We start from the raw sequence: 20,724 nt of genomic DNA, 5'->3' as shown, positions 1-20,724 counted from the left end.
GGCCGGCTCGGTCAGCGGGTGAACGGGCGGCGCGGTCAGTCGGCGGGTGAGCGGGCGGCGCGGTCGTCGCCGCGGGCGCCACGGTCGGCGGGGGCGTCGTCCTGCCGTGACGACGGCTGCTCGGGGAGCAGCGCCGGCAGGTCGGACGGCTCGTCCTGCCGGCTCTCCTGGCGTTCGTCGTCGGGCTCCTGCGTGGCGGACGGGTCGTCGGTGAGCGGCGGCGCCGTGATCTCCGGTTCGGACGTGCCGCCGTCGTCGGGGCCGACCGGAGGCGTCGCCTCCTGCTCGGGCACACCGTCGTCGGTCGGCGCGGAGTACTCGTAGTCGTAGCCGAGGTCGGACGGCTCCGGGAACTCCTCGACCGGCTTGCCCTCCATCGCCTCGGTCATGAACGCCCGCCAGATCTGCGCCGGCAGCTGGCCCCCGAACTGTGTGCCGTAGCCGGGGATGGTGACGGTGGCGTTGTCGTCGCGGAACATGTTGACGGCCACCGCGAGCTGCGGGGTGAAGCCGTTGAACCAGACCGACTTCGACTTGTCCGTGGTGCCCGTCTTGCCGGCCACCGGACGGTCGTAGAGCCTGGCCGCGGCGCCGGTGCCGTATTTCACGACCTGCTGCATCGCGTACGTGGTGTCGGCGGCGGCCTGCTCGCCGACCACCCGCGTGGAGGCCGGCTCGACGACCTCCTCGCGCCCCTCGGCGTCGGTGACGGACCTGACCACGTGGGCCTCCATGTGCACGCCCTCGTTGGCGAACGTGGAGAACCCGGAGGCGTTCTGGACGGCGCTGACGGAGGCCACGCCGAGCGGGAACGACGCGGCGCCCTTGTGCCGGTCGAGCTGGGAGGCGGGGATGCCGGCCGCCTGGGCGACCTTGGCGACCTTGTCCAGGCCCACCTTCTGGCCGAGGTCGACGAACGCGGTGTTGACGGAGTTCTGGGTGGCGCTGATCAGGTTGATCTGCCCGTACGAGCGCCCGCTGTCGTTGGGGATGGGCTTGGACGCCGAGGCGACCTGCAGCGGCGAGTTGCCGTCGACGCGGGTGGACAGGTCGAAGCCGTTGTCGAGAGCCGCGGCCAGGGTGTACGGCTTGAACGTCGATCCGGCCATGACCTTGGCCGAGAACGCGCTGTCGTAGTAGGCCGACTGGGAGGGTCTGCCGCCGTAGAAGGCGACGACCTCGCCCGTCGCGGGGTCGACGGCCGCCAGCCCGGTGCGCACCTTCTTCGGCGTGGCGTCGGGCAGCGCTTCGGTGACGGCCCGCTTGGCCGCCTGCATGAGCTTCTTGTCGAACGTAGAGACGATCTTGAGCCCGCCTGAGTTGATGTCCTCGTCGCTGTAGCCGCGCCGGTTGAGCTCGGCGGTGACCTGTTCGAGCATGTACTGGGCCTGGCCCTTGAGCTCGAAGGGCTTCTTCGGGGTGCGCAGGTCGGGGAAGCGCTCGGCGGCGACCTGCCGGCGGGTGAGCGCGCCGGTCTGCCCCATGGCGTCGATCACCGACTTCCAGCGGGCCCTGGCGGCGACGAGGTCGGAGCCCTTGGGGTCGGCGAAGCGGCTGGGCTGCTGGATGACGGAGGCGAGGTAGGCGCCCTCGGCCACGCTCAGCTCGCCGACGTTCTTGCCGAAGTAGGCCTGCGCGGCCGACTGGACGCCGTTGGCGCCCCTGCCGAAGTAGATCGTGTTGAGGTACTGCTCCAGCACCCAGTCCTTCGGCTTGGACTGGTCGACCTTCATCGCGATGAGGATCTCTTTGAACTTGCGGGTGACGGAACGTTCCTGGCTGAGCCCGCTGTAGTAGTTGCGCACGAGTTGCTGGGTGATCGTCGAGCCGCCCTGGAGCTGCTGCCCGGTGAGGGTCGACCAGACGGCCCTGGCTGTGCCTTTGACCGAGACGCCGGCGTCTTGGTAGAACGAGCGGTTCTCGGCGGCGATGACCGCGTCGCGCACGTGTTTCGGCACCTGGGCCAGTTCGACCTTCTTGCGGTCGACGCCCTGCCGGGCGAGCACGGTCCTGCCGTCGCGGTAATAGATCACCGAGCCCTGCGCGGTGGCCTCTTTCTGGGTGCTGTCGGGAATTGGCGTCATCGCCCACGCAATGGCGAAAAGCCCGACAAGTACGAGGATTGCTGCGCCGATTGAAATGGTTACCAGTCGGAGAATCCGCCGTTTTCGCATCCTTTTTCCACCACCGCTCCGCACCCTCGACCCCCCTCGATCATGCGCCGCCCGACCCCCGTAAGCAGGGCGAATGCCAAGGTTAAACGATCGATGACGGTGCCTCGTCCCTCAGCGATAGTACGGCTAGCGCACCCCATGTCGCGGAACATCGGCGACCAATGGCAACACTCGGTAGGGAACCGGGGTGTCAAGGGCGATGATCGAATTAGTTCTCAGCACGCCGCGCACATCGACGATTTGATCGATGACGCGCTGCAGATCGGCATTGGTCCGCGCCACCACGCGGCAGAGCAGATCGCTGTCGCCGGTGATCGTGTGCACCTCCAGGACCTCCGGGATGCGGGCCAGCCGGTCGGCCACGGGGTCGTGCCCGGCGACCTGCCTGATCTCCATCGTGACGAACGCCGTCACGTCATATCCGAGCGCCGCGGGTGAGACGTCGGGCCCGAACCCGGTCACCACGCCGCGGGCGACGAGCCGGTCGAGCCGGGCCTGGACCGTGCCACGGGCCACGCCGAGCCGTCGCGAACATTCGAGCACGCCCAGCCGGGGCTCGGCCGTCAGGAGGGCGATCAGCCGGGCGTCCAGATCATCGATCGTCATACTGTACAGATCTACCGGACCCTTCCCAGAAAAGCTAGGCAGATTGTCCACCGGATAAGGCAACTCTTGCGCAACTCGTCTAGGAATATCGAGAGTTGGAGCTATGAATGATGTTTTTCCGGTCAACGGCATGGACGCCGTGGTGTTCGCCGTCGGCAACGCCAAGCAGGCGGCCCACTACTACTCGACCGCGTTCGGCATGAAGCTGGTGGCCTACCGGGGGCCGGAGAACGGCAGCCCCGACGTGGCCGCGTACGTGCTGACCTCGGGCAGCGCCACGTTCGAGTTCCGCGCCTCCATCAGGCCGGGCACCGGCATGGCGCGGCACGTCGCCGAGCACGGCGACGGGGTGATCGACCTGGCCATCCAGGTGCCCGACGTGGAGGCGGCCTACGCCCACGCGGTCGCCAACGGGGCCAAGGGGCTGGCGGAGCCGTACACGCTGGAGGACGAGCGCGGCAAGGTGCTGCTCGCGGCCGTTGCCACCTACGGCGAGACGCGGCACACGCTGGTCGACAGGTCCAACTATGGCGGCCCCTACCTGCCCGGATACGCCCCGGCCGAGCCGCTGGTCGCGCCGCCCGCGACCAAGGGCGGACGGTTGTTCCAGGCCGTCGACCACTGCGTCGGCAACGTCGAGCTGGGCAAGATGGACGAGTGGGTGGAGTTCTACCGCAAGGTCATGGGCTTCACGAACATGGCGGAGTTCATCGGCGACGACATCGCCACCGAATACTCGGCGCTCATGTCCAAGGTCGTCGCCGACGGCACGCGGAAGGTCAAGTTCCCGCTGAACGAGCCGGCCGTCAGCCGCAAGAAGTCGCAGATCGACGAATATCTGGAGTTCTACCGCGGCCCCGGCGTGCAGCACATCGCGCTGGCCACGAACGACATCCTCACGACGGTCGACCACATGCGGGCCGGCGGCGTGCAGTTCCTCGACACGCCCGCCTCCTACTACGACGACCCCGAGCTGCGGGCGCGCATCGGCGAGGTGCGGGCGCCGATCGAGGAGCTGAAGAAGCGCGGCATCCTCGTCGACCGTGACGAGGACGGCTACCTGCTGCAGATCTTCACCAAGCCCGTGCAGGACCGGCCCACGGTCTTCTTCGAGCTCATCGAGCGCCACGGCTCGCTCGGGTTCGGCAAGGGCAACTTCAAGGCGCTCTTCGAGGCCATCGAGCGCGAACAGGAACGCAGGGGCAACCTTTAGTTTGTCCCGACCCGGTGGTGGCCATCAGAACTGCATGGGATCGCCACCACCGGGGCTGGCGGGACGGTGGCGGCGGTTGTTCGCCGGCCTTCTCGACTGGCTCATCGTCAACGTCGTCACCGCCCCCTTCACCTGGACCAGCTGGGAATATGCCTGGAACGGCGCCAGAGGCGGCTGGGACCGCTATCCGGTGGAGCACACCTTCGCGGCCGGACTCGTCGCGTTTCTCTACTTCTGGCTCCTGCACGCCTTCTGGAATGGTCAGACGCTGGGCAAGAAGGCGTTCGGCATCCGGGTCGTACAGGAGAACGGGGCCAGGATAGGCGTGGGACAGGCCGCGGTCAGGCAGGCCGTGATGAGCGCGCTCGCCTGGGTCTGCTGCGTCGGCCTCCTCATCGACCTCGCCTGGATCCTCTTCGACCCCCGGAAGCAGGCCATCCACGACAAGGTCGCGAGGACGGTCGTCGTCATGGCCTGACCCACCGTAGGATTCTGGTCACACTGTGAAGGGGGCTCGTTCGCCCATGCGACAAAACAGGCGCGCGATCGCGTTGCTGGCGGCGTTCGCCAGCCTCCTGGCCTGCTCACCCTCCGACGCGCCGGCGGCGGCCGCGCACCGGGCGGGCGCGGCCGGCATCGGCGACACCGACTTCCCCACCGACGGCAACGGCGGCTACGACGTCAGCCACTACGACCTCGCCGTCGACTACACCCCGTCGACCAAGCGGCTGGACGGCGTGGCCACCATCAAGGCCGGCGCCACCCAGGGGCTGTCCAGCTTCAACCTCGACCTGGCCGGGCTCCACGTGCGCCAGGTCTCGGTCAACGGCTCCCCCGCCACGTTCACCCACCAGGGCGGCGAGCTGACCGTGCGGCCGGCCGAGCCGATCGACGAGCGCGCCACGTTCACCGTCCGGGTCCACTACTCCGGCCGGCCCCAGCCGGCCACGAGCACCACCAACCTCGGCACGTTCGGGTTCATCCCGACCGCCGACGGCGCGTTCGTGGCCTCCGAGCCCAACGGCTCCAAGACCTGGTTCCCCAGCAACGACCACCCCGCCGACAAGGCCACGTTCTCCTTCACGATCACCGTGCCCGCCGGGGTCACGGCGCTGGCCAACGGCGAGCTCACCGGCGAGCCCACGACGACCGGCGGCAGGACCACCTACCGCTGGAGCGAGCGCCACCCGATGGCGACCTACCTCGCGACCGCCACCATGGGCAAGTTCGAGCTGCGCAAGGGCAGCACGGCCGGGGGCGTGCCCAACCTCGCCGCCGCCGACCCCCGGTTCGCCTCCTCGCTCGACAAGCTCTACAAGACCTCCGGCAAGATCACCGACTACTGGGCGACCGTCTTCGGCCCCTACCCGTTCGGCTCGACCGGCGGCGTGGTCGACGACTACGCCGCCGGCTACGCGCTGGAGAACCAGACCAAGCCGCTCTACGGCGGCTTCGAGCCCGACGAGGGCATCATCGCGCACGAGCTGGCGCACCAGTGGTTCGGCAACAGCCTGACCATCCGCCGCTGGAAGGACCTCTGGCTCAACGAGGGATTCGCCACCTACGCCGAGTGGCTGTGGTCCGAGCACAAGGGTGAGAAGACCGCCGAAGCGATCTTCAAGGACCATCACAGCCGCCCCGCCGGCGACCCGATGTGGAAATACCCGCCAGGGCGTGCCAAGCCCGACGACCTGTTCAACCAGTCCGTCTACACCCGTGGCGGCATGACGCTGCACGCCCTGCGCCGGGCCGTCGGCGACGACACGTTCTTCAAGCTGCTCAAGTCGTGGGCCGCCGACCACCGCTACGGGCACGTCACGACGGAGCAGTTCATCGAGCTGGCCGAGCGGATGTCGGGCAAGGACCTCAAGCCCCTCTTCGCAGCCTGGCTCTACCAGCCCCGCCGCCCGGCCTGAACCCGGGCCGGGCGGGAAACGCTTCTCGTCGCTCCGTCCAAGTACGGATGTAAGGGCGAACGACGAAGGGAGCGAGGCCAGTGCGCCTCAACGAAGACCCTGAGGCCTTTGAGGCCTTCTATCGCCGCCACATCGATGCCGTCATGAAGTTCGTGGTCCGGCGGGTGAGCGATCCTCACCTCGCCGCCGACCTGACGGCGGACATCTTCCTGGCGGCACTCGACTCGGCGCACACCTACGTGCCCGGCAGAGGCAGCGAGATCGCCTGGCTGTACGGCGTCGCGCGCAACGTCGTGTCGGCCCGGCATCGCCAGGCGGCCAGAGAGGCGCGGGCGGCCGGCCGCGTCGCGGGCCGCCGGCTGATGGACGACGACGATCTCGTGCGGATGGAGGAGAGGGTCGACGCAGAGCGCCGGATGCGCGGCGCTCTGGAGGCGATGCAGGGCCTGCCGGACGGCGAACGCGCGGTGCTGGAGCTCGTCGTGATCGATCAGCTCACCGTCACCGAGGCCGCGAAGGCTCTGGGCATCAAGCAGGTGACCGCACGAGTCAGGCTGCATCGGGCCAGACGTGCCCTGGAGAACGTCGCTTCGCCATCCACCGTGTACCTGGAAGGACACGCATGAACACCTTCGAGGAGCGCCTTCTCAGTGCACTCAAGGAAGAGATCACGAAGACGGCGGAGGACACCATGACTTCTGTGACACCGGTCCGGCGGGGCTCGCGGCGGCGCTTCTTCGGGCTGTCGGCCGCGGTGGCGGGGGCCGCGGCGGCCACCACGGCCGTCGTGATGCTCACCGGGATGACCGGCAGCCCGGCCTACGCGGTGACCAAGGCCGCCGACGGTGGAGTGCGGGTGCAGATCAACGAGCTGGTCGATCCGGAGGGACTGCAGTCCGAGCTGGCCGGCGCCGGCGTGAAGGCCGTGGTCGACTACCTGCCGTTCGGGCAGACCTGCGAGGGGTCCCGTGGCCGGACGGGATCGACGACGGGGCAGCTGGCGGTGAGCGTCGGCAAGGCGGGTGACGGCATCGCGTTCACGATCGAAAGGGGGCAGGTGCCCGCGGGCGGGACACTTGTCCTGTCCGTCACCAAGGCCAAGGAGGGCGACGACCAGCCGCCGGTCGCGACCCGGCTGCAGGTCGTCCAGGGCTCCGTCGCCCCCTGCCGGGCGACCCCGATGTCCATCCCGTCCCCCGGTGCGAACGAGGACGAGGGACCGAACCTCTCGACCAGGACGGAGGGCCCGGACGCGGGTCCCGGCCTCGACCACAAGACCGGGTAGCACCGTACGCTCACGCTGAGGCCCGGCGGTTCCCCCTCTGAGGGGGCGCCGCCGGGCCTTTCACGTGCTCCAGTAGCTGTCCGTCGCGAGGATCAGCGCGGCGGCGCCCACCAGCCCGGCCTCCTGGCCGAGGGCGGCGGGCACGACCTTGACCCGGCGCGCGAACTCGACCCTGGCGTGCTCGCGCAGCGCCTCCTCCAAGGGGCCGAACAGCAGCTCGCCGGCCTGGGACAACCCGCCGCCGATGGTGACCAGGTCCAGGTCGCACAGGTGGGTCGCGGAGGCGATGGCGATGCCGATGGCACGTCCGGCCCGGCTCATCGCCCGCAGCGCCACCGGATCCCCGGCCAGCGCGTCGGCCGCCAGCGCCTTCCCGGTAACGGTCCGATCCTCCCGATAAGCCGCCTGAACGTCCCGCGCCACCACGCCCTCACCTGACTCCGGCACCTGCCCACCGGCTCTTCGGGGCGGGCCGGGAGTCGTGGCGCTTCCCGGGGCCCAGCCCTGGGACAGGGCCCAGTCGGTCAGGGCGGGGCCCCGGGCGACGGCCTCCAGGCAACCGTGGCCGCCGCACCCGCAGCGCGGCCCGCCCACCGGCTCGACCACCACGTGCCCGATGTGCCCGGCGTTGCCCGTCCGGCCGTTGACCAGCCGCCCGTTGAGGATCAGCCCGCCTCCCACGCCGGTCGAGACGACCATGCCGAGCATGTCGGCGACGCCCCTCCCGGCCCCTTTCCAGTGTTCCGCCACGGCCAGGCAGATCGCGTCGTTGTGGAGGCGTACCGGTAAATCGGGGAAGCGGGCGGCCAGCCGGGCGCGCAGCGGGAAGCCGCGCCAGGCGGGGATGTTGAGCGGCGAGACCTCGCCCTGCGGCCAGCGCATCGGCCCGCCGCACCCAACCCCGACGCCTTCGGCCCGCCGCGCGAGCGGCTCGATGAGCTCCGTCAGGGTCTCCCACAGGGTGGCGGCGTCGGCGTGCTGCGGGGTGGCGGTCCGGCGAGCCTCGACCACCGTGCCGTCGCGGGCGACCAGTCCCGCGGCCATCTTGGTGCCGCCCACGTCGATCGCGAGGATCACGGGCGGCCCGCCGTACGGGTCATGGCCCGCCCGCGGTGTGGGAGAACACCAGGACGGAGGCCGTGAAACCGTGTACGTGGTTGTGGCCCGCGACGGGGCCGACCTCGCCGGCGGCGAAGAAGCCGGCCACGCCGATGGGCCCGAGCGTGTCGCGCAGCGCGACCGGGTCGTGGTCGGCGGTGCCGAACATGGCCGAGCCGCGGCCGTTGCAGGAGAACAGCAGTGCCCCGTCGACCTTGCCGATCTCCTCACGGTGGGCGTCGAGCAGGTCATAGAGGTCCTCGTCGGCGGTGGCCGCGTCGCGCACCTGGAAGCGTACGGTCCTGCCGATCTCCACGATGTCGCCGATGGCCACGGCCTCGCGTTCCGGGTCGATGCCGATGACGCCCCTGATGAGGAAGTCGCCGCGTTCGTGGCGTTCGGCGTACTCGTCCATCGCGACGCCGATCTGCAACCCGGAGGCGACGAGTTCGCGGTCGTCCTCGTCCAGGTCGCTGACGATGTCCTCGAGCCGGGCCAGCGCGGGCTGGCCGGCGAGTTCCAGCAGCAGGTTCTCCTCGGCGGCCGTGACGACCATGCTGGGGCCGATCGGGCGGCAGCCCTGGCTCACCACGGTGCTGATCTTGACATCTCCGCTGATCAGCACGCCGATCGCGCCCTCGGAGTAGATCTCACCGTCGGCGAACAACCGTACGGATCCCCGGCCCTGCAGCCCGTTGGCGAGCCCGCCGATCAGCGGCAGGTCGCCCAGCACGTCGGCCGAGCGCTCGACGAAGGCGTCGGTCGGGAACGTGTACGGATCGGCCAGCAGGATCGCCACATGGTCGTCCCCGTTGCGCTCCGGCAGCCCGACCACCACGAACCTGTCCTCGGCGGACAGCGTCTCCAGTGCGAACGTGGTCAGTCTGGCCCCGTCCAGGGTCGCGGCCCAGGCGCTCACGGAGGGCGTCAGCTCCACCCCCTGCCCGTCGCCGATCACTCCTGTGGCGCTGCATCCGATCACGTGTGCCTCGGGTGCGAGCTTCATCGCGGCCTCGCCGGCGCGTGCGACGTCGTCAGGATCGTCGCCGCAGATGAAGAAGCAGACCAAGTCGGCCTGGCCGCTGAGCCTCGACAGTGCCCGGCCGACGGCGTTCTCCGCGGCCTCCACCAGGTCGGAACCCACGGCGAGGCCGTCGGCGAAGCGGCTTGTCATCAAGGCCACGCGTCTCGCCTCCCCTCGACATGTCCAAGTTCCCTAGGCCCGATTCTCCCCACTAAAGGGACAAGCACGCACACGAACCGTCACGCAATAGTCAAGATCCGAAATCTCCGCCAGATGCGAAAGACTCTGCCGCATTCCGCGCAGGGGACGTAGTCTCGATCCCGTGCATCAGCCACGTATTCTCCGCACGTTGCGAGAGAGCGGCCACGTTCATCGCACCGTCAAAGCCGAGGTCCGGGACAATCTGCTGGCCAAGCTGCGAGCGGGTGAGCCCCGCTTCCCCGGCATCGTGGGCTTCGACGACTCCGTGCTCCCCCATCTCGAGCGGGCCTTGCTGGCCGGCCACGATCTCGTCCTGCTCGGCGAGCGCGGCCAGGGCAAGACCCGGCTCATCCGCACCGTCACCGGCCTGCTCGACGAGTGGACGCCGGTCGTCGAGGGCTGCGAGATCAACGACCACCCGTACGCACCGGCCTGTACGCGCTGCCAGGCGCTGGCGCGCGAGCTGGGCGACGAGCTGCCGGTCGCGTGGAAACACCGGGACGAGCGCTACGGCGAGAAGCTCGCCACGCCCGACACGTCCGTCGGCGACCTGATCGGCGACGTCGACCCCATCAAGATCGCCGAGGGACGCACGCTCGGCGACCCCGAGACGGTCCACTACGGCCTGGTCCCGCGCACCAACCGGGGTGTGTTCTCCGTCAACGAGCTGCCCGACCTGGCCGAACGCATCCAGGTGTCGCTGCTCAACGTGCTGGAGGAGCGCGACATCCAGGTGCGCGGCTACAACCTGCGGCTGCCGCTCGACATCCTGCTCATCGCCAGCGCCAACCCGGAGGACTACACCAACAGGGGCCGGATCATCACGCCGCTGAAGGACCGGTTCGGCGCCGAGATCCGCACCCACTACCCGCTGACGATCGAGGACGAGCTGACGCTGATCCGCCAGGAGACCATGCCCGACATCGGGGCCGACATCCCCGAGCACCTGGTCGAGGTGATCGCGCGGTTCACCCGGCTGGTCCGCGAGTCGACCTCGGTCGACGCGAGGTCCGGCGTGTCCGCGCGGTTCTCGATCGCCGCCGCCGAGACCGCCGCGGCCTCGGCGGTGCGCAGGGCGGCCCTCGCGGGCGAGGAGCAGGCCGTGGCGCGCGTGGTCGACCTGGCCTGCGTGGTGCACAGCCTGCGGGGCAAGGTCGAGTTCGAGGTCAGCGAGGAGGGCAGGGAGACCGAGATCCTGGCCCACCTGCTGCGCAGGGCGACGGCGGAGACGTTCAGGAGCCGGCTGGGCGGCATGGACCTGTCGCCGGTGACCGACAAGTTCGCCGAGGGCAACCAGGTCGAGTCGGGCGAGCTGGTCCCCGCCGGAGAGCTGCTGCACCGGATCGGCCCGGTCACCGGGCTGGCGAAGGTCATGTCGAGGCTGGGCATGGGCGCGGGCGAGGAGTCGCCCGGCCATGCGGCGGCGGCCCTGGAGTTCGCGCTCGAAGGGCTCTACCTCATGCGCCGCCTGTCCAAGGAGGACGTCGACGGAGTGACCGTCTACCGCACGTGAACATCTGGGCGGTCTCCCGCGTCTTAAGTGACAGCAGCTCACGACGTCGGGGAGACCGTCCATGCGCACCCTTGCCTGTGCCACCACCGCCGCCGCACTCGCTCTGTGCGGCCTCGCCGCGCCCGCGGAAGCCACCACCGCGGCCGGCACCGTCTACGGCTACGCCTGGTCCGACGGCCAGGGCCGCCTGCGCATCGCGCCCAAGTCCGCCTCGTTCGTCAAGCGGAAGGGTTTCCTGGGCTACCGGCTCAAGGCAGCCGCGGGCGCCAGGGAGGTCAGGCTCGACTACTCCAGGGCCGCCTACGGGCGGATCACGGTCGCCTGCGACCTGAAGGAGACCGAGGGCCGGGTCGCCCTCGACCGCAAGGGGCTCGGGCGCACCCGGTGCTCCCCGCGCGACCTGACCACCGAGCTGGCCCGCGGCCCCGTTCCGGTGCGCGTCGAACACCGTGGGGGCAGGGCCGTCAGGGTCAACGAGTTCGTCGTCGCCGACCGGCCCGGCCAGCGCTCCGCGCGCGGCACGATCAGGCGGATCGACGACACGACCGTCGAGTTCGCCTCCGGCGGCAAGAAGATCAGGCTGCGTCCCACGTACGCCACGGGCTTCTCCCGCACCACCGCCCGGTGCACGAGCGGCTGGCTCACGGGCCGGCCGGTCAACGCCGACGCGAACGGCCTCGGCACGAAGCCGTGCACCCCGTCCCACCTGGCGAAGGTGCTCAGGACGGTCCGCCACCCCGTTCTCGTGAAGATCGAGTACACACCGGGGGCCGACTCCCTCGACCAGGTGTGGGAGGTTTTCGGGGACGCGTGACCGCGCTTTCGGGGTTAGCGTGGTTTCGTGATGGCCTTTCGCTATGGCGAGTACCACGACGGCCCCGACCCCCTGGCCCCGCCCTACGACGTGCGGGCGGCGCTCGACGAGATGGGCGATGCGATCCTGTCGGGCTCGACGCCCGTCCACGCGCTGCGCGACCTGCTCAAGCGAGGCCTGCCCGGCGCGCAGGACCGCCGGGGCCTCGACGACATGCTCAAGCAGGTCCGCAGGCGCCGCCGTGACCTGCGCGAGCGGGGGCGGCTCGACGGCACGCTGGAGAAGGCTCGGGCGCTGCTGGACAAGGCCATCGGGCAGGAGCGGGCCGAGTTGTTCCCCGACCCCTCCGACGAGGCGCGGCTGCGGGAGGCGGGGCTCGACGCCCTGCCCGAGGACACCGCCGCCGCCATCCAGGAGCTGAGCACGTACGAGTGGCGTTCGGCCGCCGCGCGCCGCACCTTCGAGGAACTGCGCGACCTGCTGCGGCGGGAGGTGCTCGACAGCCAGTTCAAGGGCCTGCGCGACGCGCTCGCCAACCCGGACCCCGAGGCGATGGAACGGGTCCGCCAGATGATGTCGGATTTGAACGACATGCTGGACAGGGACGCCCGCGGCGAGCACACCCAGGCCGACTTCGACGCCTTCATGGACCGATACGGTGACCTGTTCCCCGAGAAGCCGCGCAACCTCGAAGAACTCGTCGACATCCTGGCCCGCCGCGCCGCCGCCACCCAGCGCATGCTGGCCTCGATGACGCCACGCCAGCGCGAGGAGCTCGCCGGCCTCATCAACCAGACCCTCGACCAGGCCGGGCTGTCCGAGCAGATGCGCCGGCTCGGCGAGGCCCTCCACGCCCGCCGCCCCGACCTCGCCTGGAACTCCCCCGAACGCCTCACCGGGGAGGAGCCCCTGGGCATGGGCGACGCCGTCACCGCCCTGGAGGAGCTGGCCGACCTCACCCAGCTGGAGACCGCCCTGCGCCAGGACTACCCGGGCGCGCGGCTCGACGACATCGACGAGGCCGCCGTACGCCGTGCGCTGGGCCGCTCCGCGGTCGACGACCTGGAGGCGCTCAAGCGCATCGAACGCGAGCTGGAGGAGCAGGGCTACCTCCTGCGCCGGCGCGGCAAGCTGGAGCTCACCCCGAAGGCGGTGCGGCGGCTCGGCGAGACGGCGCTGCGCCGCGTCTTCTCCTCACTCGACGCGGGCCGTCGCGGCGACCACGACCAGCACGACGCGGGCTCGGCCGGCGAGCTCACCGGCTCGTCGCGGCCGTGGCGCTTCGGCGACGAGCAGCCCATCGACGTGGTCCGCACCCTGGTCAACGGCGTACGCAGCGGCGGTGTGGCCGTCCGTACGGGGCAGGAGAGCAGGCGGGCGGGCGTGCGGTTGTCGGTCGACGACTTCGAGGTGGCCGAGACCGAGCGGCGCAGCGCGGCGGCCGTGTGCCTGCTCGTCGACCTGTCCTACTCGATGGCCCTGCGCGGCACCTGGGCCGCCGCCAAGCAGACGGCGCTGGCGCTGCAGGCGCTGGTGGCCTCGAAGTTCCCGCAGGACGCCGTACAGATCATCGGTTTCTCCAACTACGCCAGGGTGCTGCAGCCCGACGAGCTGGCGGGGCTCGACTGGGACATGGTGCAGGGCACCAACCTGCACCACGCCCTCCTGATCGCCGGCCGCCACCTCGACCGCCATCCCGACTTCGAGCCCGTCGTGCTGGTGGTCACCGACGGCGAGCCCACCGCGCACCTGCTGCGCAACGGCAAGTCGGCGTTCGAGTGGCCGCCGTCGAGCGAGACGCTGGAGCTCACGCTGTCCGAGGTCGACAAGATGACGCGGCGGCGGGCCACGCTCAACGTCTTCATGCTGGCGGCCGACGACCGGCTGAAGGAGTTCGTGGACGAGGTGGCCCGCAGGAACGGCGGCCGCGTCTTCTCCCCCGACGCCGAGCGGCTGGGCGAATACGTGGTCAGCGACTTCCTCCGGCTGCGCAGGGCCCGCTGAACTGTCGGTGGGCTCTGGCACACTCGCGGCCATGAGCGAAGAAGTGCGCCTGCGCGACGTGGAGACGGCCGACCTCGAGGTGTTCCTGGCCCACGAGCACGATCCCGAGGCCGCGCGGCGGTCCAGGTTCCTGCCCAGGGAGCGGGAGGCGTTCATGCGCCACTGGACCACGCAGATCCTCGGCGACCCTGCCGTGTTCGTGCAGGCGGTCACCGTCGACGGCGATCTGGCGGGCAATCTCGTGGCCTGGTGGGAGGACGAGCGGCGCTTCATCGGCTACTGGTTCGGCCGGGAGTTCTGGGGGCGCGGCATCGGCAGCCGGGCCATGGAGTTGTTCCTGCGCCAGGAGCGCATCCGCCCGCTGCACGCCGACCCCTTCCACGCCAACACCGGCTCGGTCCGGCTCCTGGAGAAACACGGGTTCGAGCGTGAGGGCACGCTCATGCACGGCGACGACGAGCACATCCTGCTGGTCCTCCGCGCGGCGCCCGCGCCCCTCTGAGGCGGCGTCGCTGCGGGGGCGGAGGTCAGGCGGCGGCGCTGCGGGAGGGCGAAGGTCAGGCGTCGACGAGGCGGCAGTAGAAGTCGAGGGCGACGTCGAACCCGTCGCGGCAGTTGCGGTGTGAGCGGTAGCACGGCCGCCAGGCCGAGCTGGCCCCCACACCCGCTCTGGCGTCGCTGAGCGCCGACGGCACGCGCTCGGGCCTGGGCAGCAGCCCGTGGCCCAGATAGCGCACCCCGGCCAGGTCGCTGCGCCGACCGGGCCCGCCGGAGACCAGCGTGCCGAGGCGCCAGCCGCTCTCCTCGTCCCAGACCAGTGCGCTCCCGTCGGCGAGCTTCAGCGTGGCGTCACGCGGGTCGCACGGGCCCTCCCACCAGTCGGCCACCTCTGATCCCAGCACGTCGATGACCCGCTGCACGTAGCTGATCGGCTGTTGCAGCCACTCGTCGCTGTACGGCTCGGCATGCCTGATGGCCACGGACGGCACCCCCTTGTGCCTTTGCGGTAAGAGAAAACGAACGGTGACCAACCATACCCGCACCGAACTTATTCCGTTGCGGGCTCGTCTAGTCATTACGGACGATATTTACGGTCCAGACGGGGAAGGAGGAGGTCGCATGATTGCCATGGTTCTCCTCATCGTGCTCATGGTCGTCGCCGTGGTGATGACCGAGCTGATCATGCGCTGCGCGGGAGACGGCAAAGAGAGTGTCGAGTCCCCGGCCGAGATCGCCGGGGACTAGTCTCTCCCGCATGTCGTCCCTGCTTCTCTGGCTGCATGTCGGTTTCTCGATCTTCACGATCGGACCGATCACCGCCGCGACGATGGCCGCTCCGCGCGTCATCCGCAACAAGAACGTGCCCGTGCTGCAGAACATCCAGCGTATGACGAGGGTCTACAGCCTCGGCAGCCTGGGCGTCTTCGTGTTCGGGCTGATCCTCGGCATCGTCCTCGGTGGCGGGCTGCTCGGCCGGTGGTACATGACGGCGTCGATGACGTTGTTCATCGTGGCCGTCGTGCTGCTCGTCATCATCGACCGCGACCTGCGCGCCGCCGTCCGCGCCCTCTCCAGCGAGAGCACGGACGACGACGCGAAGGTGCAGAACGGCCGGATCGCCGCGATCAGCGGGCTGCTGTCGGTGATCTGGCTGGTCATCCTGTTCCTGATGGTGGTGCCTGGTTAGCCGAGCGCCTGGGTGAGGTCGGCCAGCAGGTCGTCGACGGTCTCGATGCCGACCGACAGCCGCACCAGGTCGGCGGGCACCTCGAGCGGGGATCCGGCCGCGGAGGCGTGGGTCATCCGGCCGGGGTGCTCGATGAGCGACTCGACGCCGCCGAGCGACTCGCCCAGCGTGAACAGCTTGGCCCTGTCGCACACCGCCACGGCCTCCGCCTCGCCGCCGGCGACGCGGAACGACACCATGCCCCCGAACCGCTTCATCTGCTTGACCGCGACCTCGTGCCCGGCGTGCTCGGGAAGGCCCGGGTAGAGCACGCTGGTGACCCGCGGGTGGGCGAGCAGCAGGTGGACGATGCGTTCGGCGTTGTCGCAGTGGCGGTCCATGCGCACGCCGAGGGTCTTGAGCCCGCGCAGCGTCAGCCAGGCGTCGAACGGCCCGGCCACGGCGCCGATCGCGTTCTGGTGGTAGGCGAGCTCCTCTCCGAGCCCTCGGTCGGCGGCGATCAGCGCTCCGCCGACCACGTCGGAGTGCCCGCCGACGTATTTGGTGGTCGAGTGCACGACGACGTCGGCGCCTAGCGACAGCGGCTGCTGCAGGTAGGGCGAGGCGAACGTGTTGTCGACCACCAGCAGCGACCCGTTGTCGTGAGCCAGTTGCGCGAGCGCCGCGATGTCGGCGATGCCGAGCAGCGGGTTGGTGGGCGTCTCGATCCACACGATCTTCGTCTTCTGCGTCATGGCGGCGGCCACGGCGTCGAGGTCGTGCAGCGGGACCGGATCGTAGTGGAGGTCCCAGCGCTCGTTCACCTTGGCGAACAGGCGGTAGGTGCCTCCGTAGGCGTCGTTCGGGATGATCACGTGGTCCTGCGGCTTGCACACAGTGCGCAGCAGGGTGTCCTCGGCGGCGAGACCCGAGGCGAACGCGAGCCCGCGAGCCCCGCCCTCCACCGCCGCCAGCGCCTCCTCGAGCGCGGTCCTCGTGGGATTGGCGGAACGGCTGTACTCATATCCGGAACGCAGGCCGCCCACGCCGTCCTGCTTGTAAGTGGACGTGGCGTAGATCGGCGGCACGACCGCGCCGGTCAGCGGGTCGGGCTCCTGGCCTGCGTGGATGGCCAGGGTCTCAAAACCGTTGCTCATACCAGCCACGTTAACGGAAGTCGGCCCGCGATCCGTTCCCCTCCGGATCGCGGGCCGATGGCGTGACGCCCTCCCCTAGGACGCCCGCCTGGGCCCGCGCACCATGCCCGCGCGGGCCACGATCGGTCAGGCGGCCCAGGGCTCCTGACGGTCCTCGCCCGACCTGGACGGGAGCCGTACGACGTCCGCTTTGACGAACCGGCCGCTGCTTCCCTCCGCGTGCTCCCCGTTGATGCGGGAGAGCAGGACGGGGTCGGCCACTGCGAGCAGCACCCCGACGACCAGCCCGATACCCAGCAGTGTGAACCCGATGGCCACCATTTCCTGTCCCCTTCCGACCTCTTCAGCATCGGCGACAGGCCCGGGTTCGCGCCTCGGCCCTAGGTCTGGTCTCGTACGGAGCCGCTCGGCCGAATGGTTGATACGACCCTCCGACCGGCGGCCTAGGCTCTGGGACGTGGGGGATTCCAAACGCATCGTGTACTGGGTCCGCCGGCTCAGCGAGCTGGCGATGCTCGGCTGGCTCGGCATGATGTACCTGATCGACCTGGTGCTCGCCTACAGCATCGGCGGGTTCCAGTGGCTGGTCCCCGTCTGCGGCGCGGCGGGCATCGCGGCCGTGGTGCTGCGCCACAAGCACCGCCTGCGGGGCTTCGGCGCCGTGCTGGCCACCTCGTTCGGCGCCTCGCTGACGATCGGCTTCACCGGGTTCGCGGGCGTGCCCGGCATGGCGGAGACCGGGTCGATGCTCGTCCTGCTCATCGGCGTGCTGCGGCACGTGGAGCCGGTGCGACGGGCGGCGGGTCTGGCCTGCGTGTCGTTGGTCGTCCTGATGGCGGAGTCCATCGGGCGAGACCACAACAGCTCGGGTCTGGTGTTCTCGTTCCTGCTGTTCGCGGGCTGGTCGATGACGGCCGGCATCGGCGGCTACCTCCGTTTCCAGCTCGAGCGCCGCAGGGAGGCCGTCCACTCGGTACGCAGGGCCGAACGCCTGGAGCTGGCCAGGGAACTGCACGACCTGGTCGCCCACTACATCACCGGCATCGTGGTCCAGGCCCAGGCCGCGAGGACGGTCGCCCAGACCAACCCCGACGCGGTGGCGCCCGCGCTGGACGCGATCGCCACGGCGGGTTCCGACGCGCTGACCTCGATGCGGCGCATGGTGACGGTGTTGCGCACGGAGGACGACCCGTCCCGCAGGCCCGGCGTCACGCTGGCCGACCTGCGGATGCTGACCGAGCAGTTCTCCTCCGACGGGCCGAAGGTCGCGTTCGAGATCGGCCAGGGGATCGACGATCGCACGCTGCCTCCCGAGGTGATGACCACCCTGCACCGGGTGCTGCAGGAGGCGCTCACGAACGTGCGCAAGCACGCCTTCCACGCCGCCTGGGTGGAGGCCGGCCTGCGGCGTCACGCGAAGGCGGTGACGCTACGGGTGCGCAACGTGGGGGCCGCCTCAGACCCGCGGGTCGCCCGCCTCGGCGGCGGGTTCGGGCTGGTCGGGATGGCCGAGCGGGTCGAGGCGCTGGGCGGCAGGCTCTACGCCGGCCCGTCCCCCGAGGGCGCGTGGGAAGTGATCGCCGAGTTCCCGCTGCCCTGACCGCAGGGCCCGCTCGTACGCCTCGTCGCCCAGGGCGGCTCGCAGGCGCCGGGTGATCCGGTCGACGTCCCACCGCTCGCCGGACGGCAGCGGCGTCCCCACGGCCTCCCTGACGGCGCTGGCCGCCCCGATCAGCCTGGCGGCCTCGTGGCCGTGCCCGCCGAGTTGCCGGCCGAGCTGCCCACCGAGTTGCCCGGAGGGCTGCCCACCGGGCTGCTCGCCGGGCTGCCCGCCGCGTTGCCCGCCGGGCCATATCGACAGGGCGCCGGCCAGCCCTTCGAGGGACAGGGCGATCGCGCGGGGATCACGGGTCGCCCGCGCCGCCGCGTACCCCTCGCGCTGCCTGGCCAGCGCGAGCTCCGCGTCGCCGCGCTGCTCCGCGGCGAACCCCAGCTCGGCCATGACGAACGCGATCCCGGGGGTCCCCCGCACCTGCCTCAGCCAGCCGAGCACGGGCTCCAGGTAGGACTCCGCCTGCTCGTAGTGGCCCCGCCGCCTGGCGCTCATGGCCAGGCCGAGCAAGGCGTTCTCCTCGGCGGGCTTGTACGACTGCTCGACCGCGAGCCGCCTGGCCCGCTCGTGGTAGTGGTCGGCCCGCTCGTGGTCGCCCGCCAGCAGCGCGAGCCGCCCGAGCCCCGCCAGCTTGAACGAGACCTCGAACCCCAGCTCCTCCGCCAGCCGCAGCGCCTGTTCCCGCAGGCCGGCGGCCCTGGCGTAGTCGCCGCGGATCTCGGCCGCCCGGTCGAGCGCGTCCATGGCCTCCATCTGCCCCCACGCGTCGCCCAGCTCCCCGAACAGCGCCAGCCCGCGCTCCGCGTCGCGCTCCATGGCCGCCAGGTCGCCGCGGCCCACAGCGAGCTTGGCGCGCAGGCACAGCGCCGCCGCCACACCCCACCGATCCCCCAGCTCCTCGTACGCCGCCAGCGCCCGGTCCGCCGCCGCCTCGTGTGCCCCCCGGTCGCCGTAGGCCCAGTGGACGTGGCTCAGGAACCAGTCGGCCAGCGCCCTGCCCGCCCGGTCGAGCCCGGCGTACCGTACGGGCGAGGCAGGCACCCCGATCAGCCGTTCGATACCCGCCAGCCAGACCGACGCCCGCGCCACCTCGCCGGCCGCTCCCCCACCCGCGATCGCGGCGGCCAGGCAGCGGCGGGCCTCGCGCAGGCGGCCGCGCAGGACCCAGTACCAGGCGAGGGCGTTCACCAGGCGCAGCGCGTACGGTCCCTCTGCCGCCGAACGCAGGCTGGCCCGGTCGGCGTCGAGCCTGGCCAGCCACTCCCGCTGCCCGGGGCCTCGGAGGTCGGCGCGCTCGGCCAGGGCGGTGTAGTGGCGGGCGTGGCGCTCACTGACCAGCTCGTGCTCGCCCGCCTCGCGCAGCCGCTCCGCGCAGTAGGCCGCGACGGACTCCAGCAGCCGGTAGCGGGGACCGGGCACCCGCACCACCAGCGACCGGTCCACCAGCCTGGCCAGCGTGTCGAGCACGTCGATCCCGGGCTCCGCGCACACCTCCTCGACGGCTTCCAGCGTGCACCCGTCGGCGTGCACGGCGAGCCGGCGCAGCACCACCCGCTCCTGGCCGGTCAGCAGCTCCCAGCTCCAGTCGATCATCGCCCTGAGCGTGCGCTGCCGGGCGGGCACGCCCCGCATGCCGACGTCGAGCAGCCTGAACCGGTCGTCCAGGCGGTCCGCGAGTTCCCGCACCCCGAAGGCTCGTACACGGGTGGCGGCGAGCTCCAGGGCCAGCGGGATGCCGTCAAGGCGCCGGCAGATGGTGTCGACGGCCTCGCTCGGGCCCACGCCCGCCCTGGAGGTGAACAGCCGCGCCGCCTCGGCGAGGGGCAGCGGCGGCACCACGTGGACACGTTCGCCGCTCACCCCCAGAGGCTCCTGGCCGGTGGCCAGCACGCGCAGCCCGGGAGCGGACCGCAGCAGGGCCGACGTCAGCTCGGCCGCCCGCTCCACCAGGTGCTCGCAGTTGTCGAGCACCAGCAGCGCACGTTTGCCCGCCAGCGCGCCGGCCAGCCGATGAGCCGGGGGCACGGCGTCGTCGTCGCGCAGGCCGAGCACGGCGGCGACCGCCTCGGCGGGGTCCACCGCCCCGGCCAGCTCCACCCACCACACCCCGTCGGGGACGCTTTCCGCCAGGGCGTGGGCGGCGGCCAGGGCGAGCCGCGTCTTGCCTACGCCGCCCGTGCCCGTAAGCGTCACCAGGCGGTGCGCGGCCAGCAGCCCACGCACCTCCGCCAGGTCGCCGTCCCGCCCGACCAGCTCCGTGAGCGGCGCGGGCAACGCCCCGGGCCCGGCCGCCGCATCCGGGACCGGCTCACCGGCCGGACACCCACCCGCAGGGAGGACCGCGCCGGAGGCAACCGGGTCTGAGGCCGAGCGAGCGGCACGAGGGACCGAGTCGCAGGCACAAGCGCCCGGGTCGCAGGCGGCCGGGGCGGGAACCGGGT

Annotated in this window: 19 protein-coding genes and 1 pseudogene; 12 read left to right on the top strand and 8 right to left on the bottom strand. The window is 71.0% G+C overall.

Going from position 1 to position 20,724, the window contains the following annotated elements; genetic code table 11:
• Positions 1-35: 35 nt before the first annotated feature.
• Together E1295_RS17275 and E1295_RS17270 are read right to left on the bottom strand one after the other, a co-directional pair.
• Positions 36-2,084, bottom strand: a complete 2,049-nt coding sequence (locus E1295_RS17275) for a transglycosylase domain-containing protein (RefSeq protein ID WP_246080101.1) — start codon at positions 2,082-2,084, stop codon at positions 36-38.
• 216 nt (positions 2,085-2,300) lie between these two features.
• Entirely contained in the window at positions 2,301-2,780 is a 480-nt protein-coding gene (locus E1295_RS17270; protein WP_132631335.1) for an Lrp/AsnC family transcriptional regulator, read from the bottom strand.
• A 103-nt stretch (positions 2,781-2,883) separates the two neighbouring features.
• Here E1295_RS17270 and hppD point away from each other — a divergent pair, with 103 nt between their 5' ends.
• The 5 genes from hppD (at position 2,884) to E1295_RS17245 (ending at position 7,194) form a co-directional block, all read left to right on the top strand.
• Complete coding sequence (gene hppD, locus E1295_RS17265; RefSeq protein ID WP_132631334.1) at positions 2,884-3,993, top strand: 4-hydroxyphenylpyruvate dioxygenase; 1,110 nt, start codon at positions 2,884-2,886, stop codon at positions 3,991-3,993.
• Between the two features lie 34 nt (positions 3,994-4,027).
• Complete coding sequence (locus tag E1295_RS17260; protein WP_132631333.1) at positions 4,028-4,471, top strand: RDD family protein; 444 nt, start codon at positions 4,028-4,030, stop codon at positions 4,469-4,471.
• A 46-nt stretch (positions 4,472-4,517) separates the two neighbouring features.
• Complete coding sequence (locus E1295_RS17255) at positions 4,518-5,909, top strand: M1 family metallopeptidase (RefSeq protein ID WP_132631332.1); 1,392 nt, start codon at positions 4,518-4,520, stop codon at positions 5,907-5,909.
• A gap of 80 nt (positions 5,910-5,989) precedes the next feature.
• Complete coding sequence (locus E1295_RS17250) at positions 5,990-6,535, top strand: RNA polymerase sigma factor (protein WP_132631331.1); 546 nt, start codon at positions 5,990-5,992, stop codon at positions 6,533-6,535.
• Positions 6,532-7,194: a hypothetical protein gene (locus E1295_RS17245; protein ID WP_132631330.1), complete on the top strand. Its 663-nt coding sequence runs from the start codon at positions 6,532-6,534 to the stop codon at positions 7,192-7,194. The genes E1295_RS17250 and E1295_RS17245 overlap by 4 nt, the downstream gene beginning before the upstream one ends.
• Positions 7,195-7,254: 60 nt before the next feature.
• Here the strand turns inward: E1295_RS17245 and E1295_RS17240 are convergent, their stop codons facing one another.
• Positions 7,255-8,271 (bottom strand): ROK family protein, encoded by a 1,017-nt coding sequence (locus E1295_RS17240; RefSeq protein ID WP_132631329.1) that lies wholly within the window; start codon positions 8,269-8,271, stop codon positions 7,255-7,257.
• 19 nt (positions 8,272-8,290) lie between these two features.
• A complete protein-coding gene (locus E1295_RS17235; RefSeq protein WP_132631365.1) occupies positions 8,291-9,466 on the bottom strand; it encodes an FIST signal transduction protein in 1,176 nt (391 codons plus the stop codon).
• A 172-nt stretch (positions 9,467-9,638) separates the two neighbouring features.
• Between E1295_RS17235 and E1295_RS17230 the strand changes: the two genes are divergently transcribed.
• The 4 genes from E1295_RS17230 to E1295_RS17215 all read left to right on the top strand — a co-directional run bounded on the left by E1295_RS17230 (position 9,639) and on the right by E1295_RS17215 (position 14,350).
• Positions 9,639-11,030 carry a sigma 54-interacting transcriptional regulator gene (locus tag E1295_RS17230; protein ID WP_181958004.1) on the top strand — a complete coding sequence of 464 codons (1,392 nt, stop codon included), beginning with the start codon at positions 9,639-9,641 and terminating at the stop codon, positions 11,028-11,030.
• Between the two features lie 61 nt (positions 11,031-11,091).
• Positions 11,092-11,844 carry a hypothetical protein gene (locus E1295_RS17225; protein WP_132631327.1) on the top strand — a complete coding sequence of 251 codons (753 nt, stop codon included), beginning with the start codon at positions 11,092-11,094 and terminating at the stop codon, positions 11,842-11,844.
• A 30-nt stretch (positions 11,845-11,874) separates the two neighbouring features.
• The gene (locus E1295_RS17220; protein ID WP_132631326.1) at positions 11,875-13,848 is read left to right on the top strand and encodes a vWA domain-containing protein; all 1,974 of its coding nucleotides are present in this window, start codon (positions 11,875-11,877) and stop codon (positions 13,846-13,848) included.
• A 31-nt stretch (positions 13,849-13,879) separates the two neighbouring features.
• On the top strand, positions 13,880-14,350 hold the full coding sequence (locus tag E1295_RS17215; RefSeq protein ID WP_132631325.1) for a GNAT family N-acetyltransferase: 471 nt from the start codon (positions 13,880-13,882) through the stop codon (positions 14,348-14,350).
• 55 nt (positions 14,351-14,405) lie between these two features.
• Here E1295_RS17215 and E1295_RS17210 read toward each other — a convergent pair whose 3' ends face one another.
• Entirely contained in the window at positions 14,406-14,828 is a 423-nt protein-coding gene (locus E1295_RS17210; protein ID WP_246080099.1) for a DUF6292 family protein, read from the bottom strand.
• Between the two features lie 139 nt (positions 14,829-14,967).
• On the opposite strand from E1295_RS17210, the gene E1295_RS51865 reads away from it, so the two are divergent.
• Both E1295_RS51865 and E1295_RS17205 read left to right on the top strand, forming a co-directional pair.
• The gene (locus E1295_RS51865; protein WP_281284755.1) at positions 14,968-15,093 is read left to right on the top strand and encodes a hypothetical protein; all 126 of its coding nucleotides are present in this window, start codon (positions 14,968-14,970) and stop codon (positions 15,091-15,093) included.
• 10 nt (positions 15,094-15,103) lie between these two features.
• Positions 15,104-15,535 (top strand): hypothetical protein, encoded by a 432-nt coding sequence (locus E1295_RS17205; protein ID WP_132631323.1) that lies wholly within the window; start codon positions 15,104-15,106, stop codon positions 15,533-15,535.
• Here the strand turns inward: E1295_RS17205 and E1295_RS17200 are convergent.
• Together E1295_RS17200 and E1295_RS17195 are read right to left on the bottom strand one after the other, a co-directional pair.
• Entirely contained in the window at positions 15,532-16,671 is a 1,140-nt protein-coding gene (locus tag E1295_RS17200) for a cystathionine gamma-synthase (RefSeq protein ID WP_132631322.1), read from the bottom strand. The genes E1295_RS17205 and E1295_RS17200 overlap by 4 nt on opposite strands.
• A gap of 126 nt (positions 16,672-16,797) precedes the next feature.
• On the bottom strand, positions 16,798-16,992 hold the full coding sequence (locus tag E1295_RS17195) for a hypothetical protein (RefSeq protein WP_132631321.1): 195 nt from the start codon (positions 16,990-16,992) through the stop codon (positions 16,798-16,800).
• A 136-nt stretch (positions 16,993-17,128) separates the two neighbouring features.
• Between E1295_RS17195 and E1295_RS17190 the strand changes: the two genes are divergently transcribed.
• Positions 17,129-18,271 carry a sensor histidine kinase gene (locus tag E1295_RS17190; protein ID WP_132631320.1) on the top strand — a complete coding sequence of 381 codons (1,143 nt, stop codon included), beginning with the start codon at positions 17,129-17,131 and terminating at the stop codon, positions 18,269-18,271.
• 1,380 nt (positions 18,272-19,651) lie between these two features.
• Here the strand turns inward: E1295_RS17190 and E1295_RS52795 are convergent.
• A pseudogene (locus tag E1295_RS52795) lies at positions 19,652-19,876 on the bottom strand (winged helix-turn-helix domain-containing protein); the annotation flags it as partial.
• Positions 19,877-20,724: the final 848 nt, after the last annotated feature.

This window comes from Nonomuraea mesophila (assembly GCF_004352805.1).
GTDB lineage: Bacteria > Actinomycetota > Actinomycetes > Streptosporangiales > Streptosporangiaceae > Nonomuraea > Nonomuraea longispora.
The sequence above is the reverse complement of the archived record's forward strand: the minus strand, read 5'-3'. Positions and strand labels throughout refer to the sequence as shown.

Bases quoted from the DNA above. Each gene is read 5' to 3' on its own strand.
- E1295_RS17275 (WP_246080101.1), bottom strand. From the start codon at position 2,084: ATGACGCCAATTCCCGACAGCACCCAGAAAGAGGCCACCGCGCAGGGC.
- E1295_RS17270 (WP_132631335.1), bottom strand. From the start codon at position 2,780: ATGACGATCGATGATCTGGACGCCCGGCTGATCGCCCTCCTGACGGCC.
- hppD (WP_132631334.1), top strand. From the start codon at position 2,884: ATGAATGATGTTTTTCCGGTCAACGGCATGGACGCCGTGGTGTTCGCC.
- E1295_RS17260 (WP_132631333.1), top strand. From the start codon at position 4,028: ATGGGATCGCCACCACCGGGGCTGGCGGGACGGTGGCGGCGGTTGTTC.
- E1295_RS17255 (WP_132631332.1), top strand. From the start codon at position 4,518: ATGCGACAAAACAGGCGCGCGATCGCGTTGCTGGCGGCGTTCGCCAGC.
- E1295_RS17245 (WP_132631330.1), top strand. From the start codon at position 6,532: ATGAACACCTTCGAGGAGCGCCTTCTCAGTGCACTCAAGGAAGAGATC.
- E1295_RS17235 (WP_132631365.1), bottom strand. From the start codon at position 9,466: ATGACAAGCCGCTTCGCCGACGGCCTCGCCGTGGGTTCCGACCTGGTG.
- E1295_RS17225 (WP_132631327.1), top strand. From the start codon at position 11,092: ATGCGCACCCTTGCCTGTGCCACCACCGCCGCCGCACTCGCTCTGTGC.
- E1295_RS17220 (WP_132631326.1), top strand. From the start codon at position 11,875: ATGGCCTTTCGCTATGGCGAGTACCACGACGGCCCCGACCCCCTGGCC.
- E1295_RS17215 (WP_132631325.1), top strand. From the start codon at position 13,880: ATGAGCGAAGAAGTGCGCCTGCGCGACGTGGAGACGGCCGACCTCGAG.
- E1295_RS51865 (WP_281284755.1), top strand. From the start codon at position 14,968: ATGATTGCCATGGTTCTCCTCATCGTGCTCATGGTCGTCGCCGTGGTG.
- E1295_RS17205 (WP_132631323.1), top strand. From the start codon at position 15,104: ATGTCGTCCCTGCTTCTCTGGCTGCATGTCGGTTTCTCGATCTTCACG.
- E1295_RS17200 (WP_132631322.1), bottom strand. From the start codon at position 16,671: ATGAGCAACGGTTTTGAGACCCTGGCCATCCACGCAGGCCAGGAGCCC.
- E1295_RS17195 (WP_132631321.1), bottom strand. From the start codon at position 16,992: ATGGTGGCCATCGGGTTCACACTGCTGGGTATCGGGCTGGTCGTCGGG.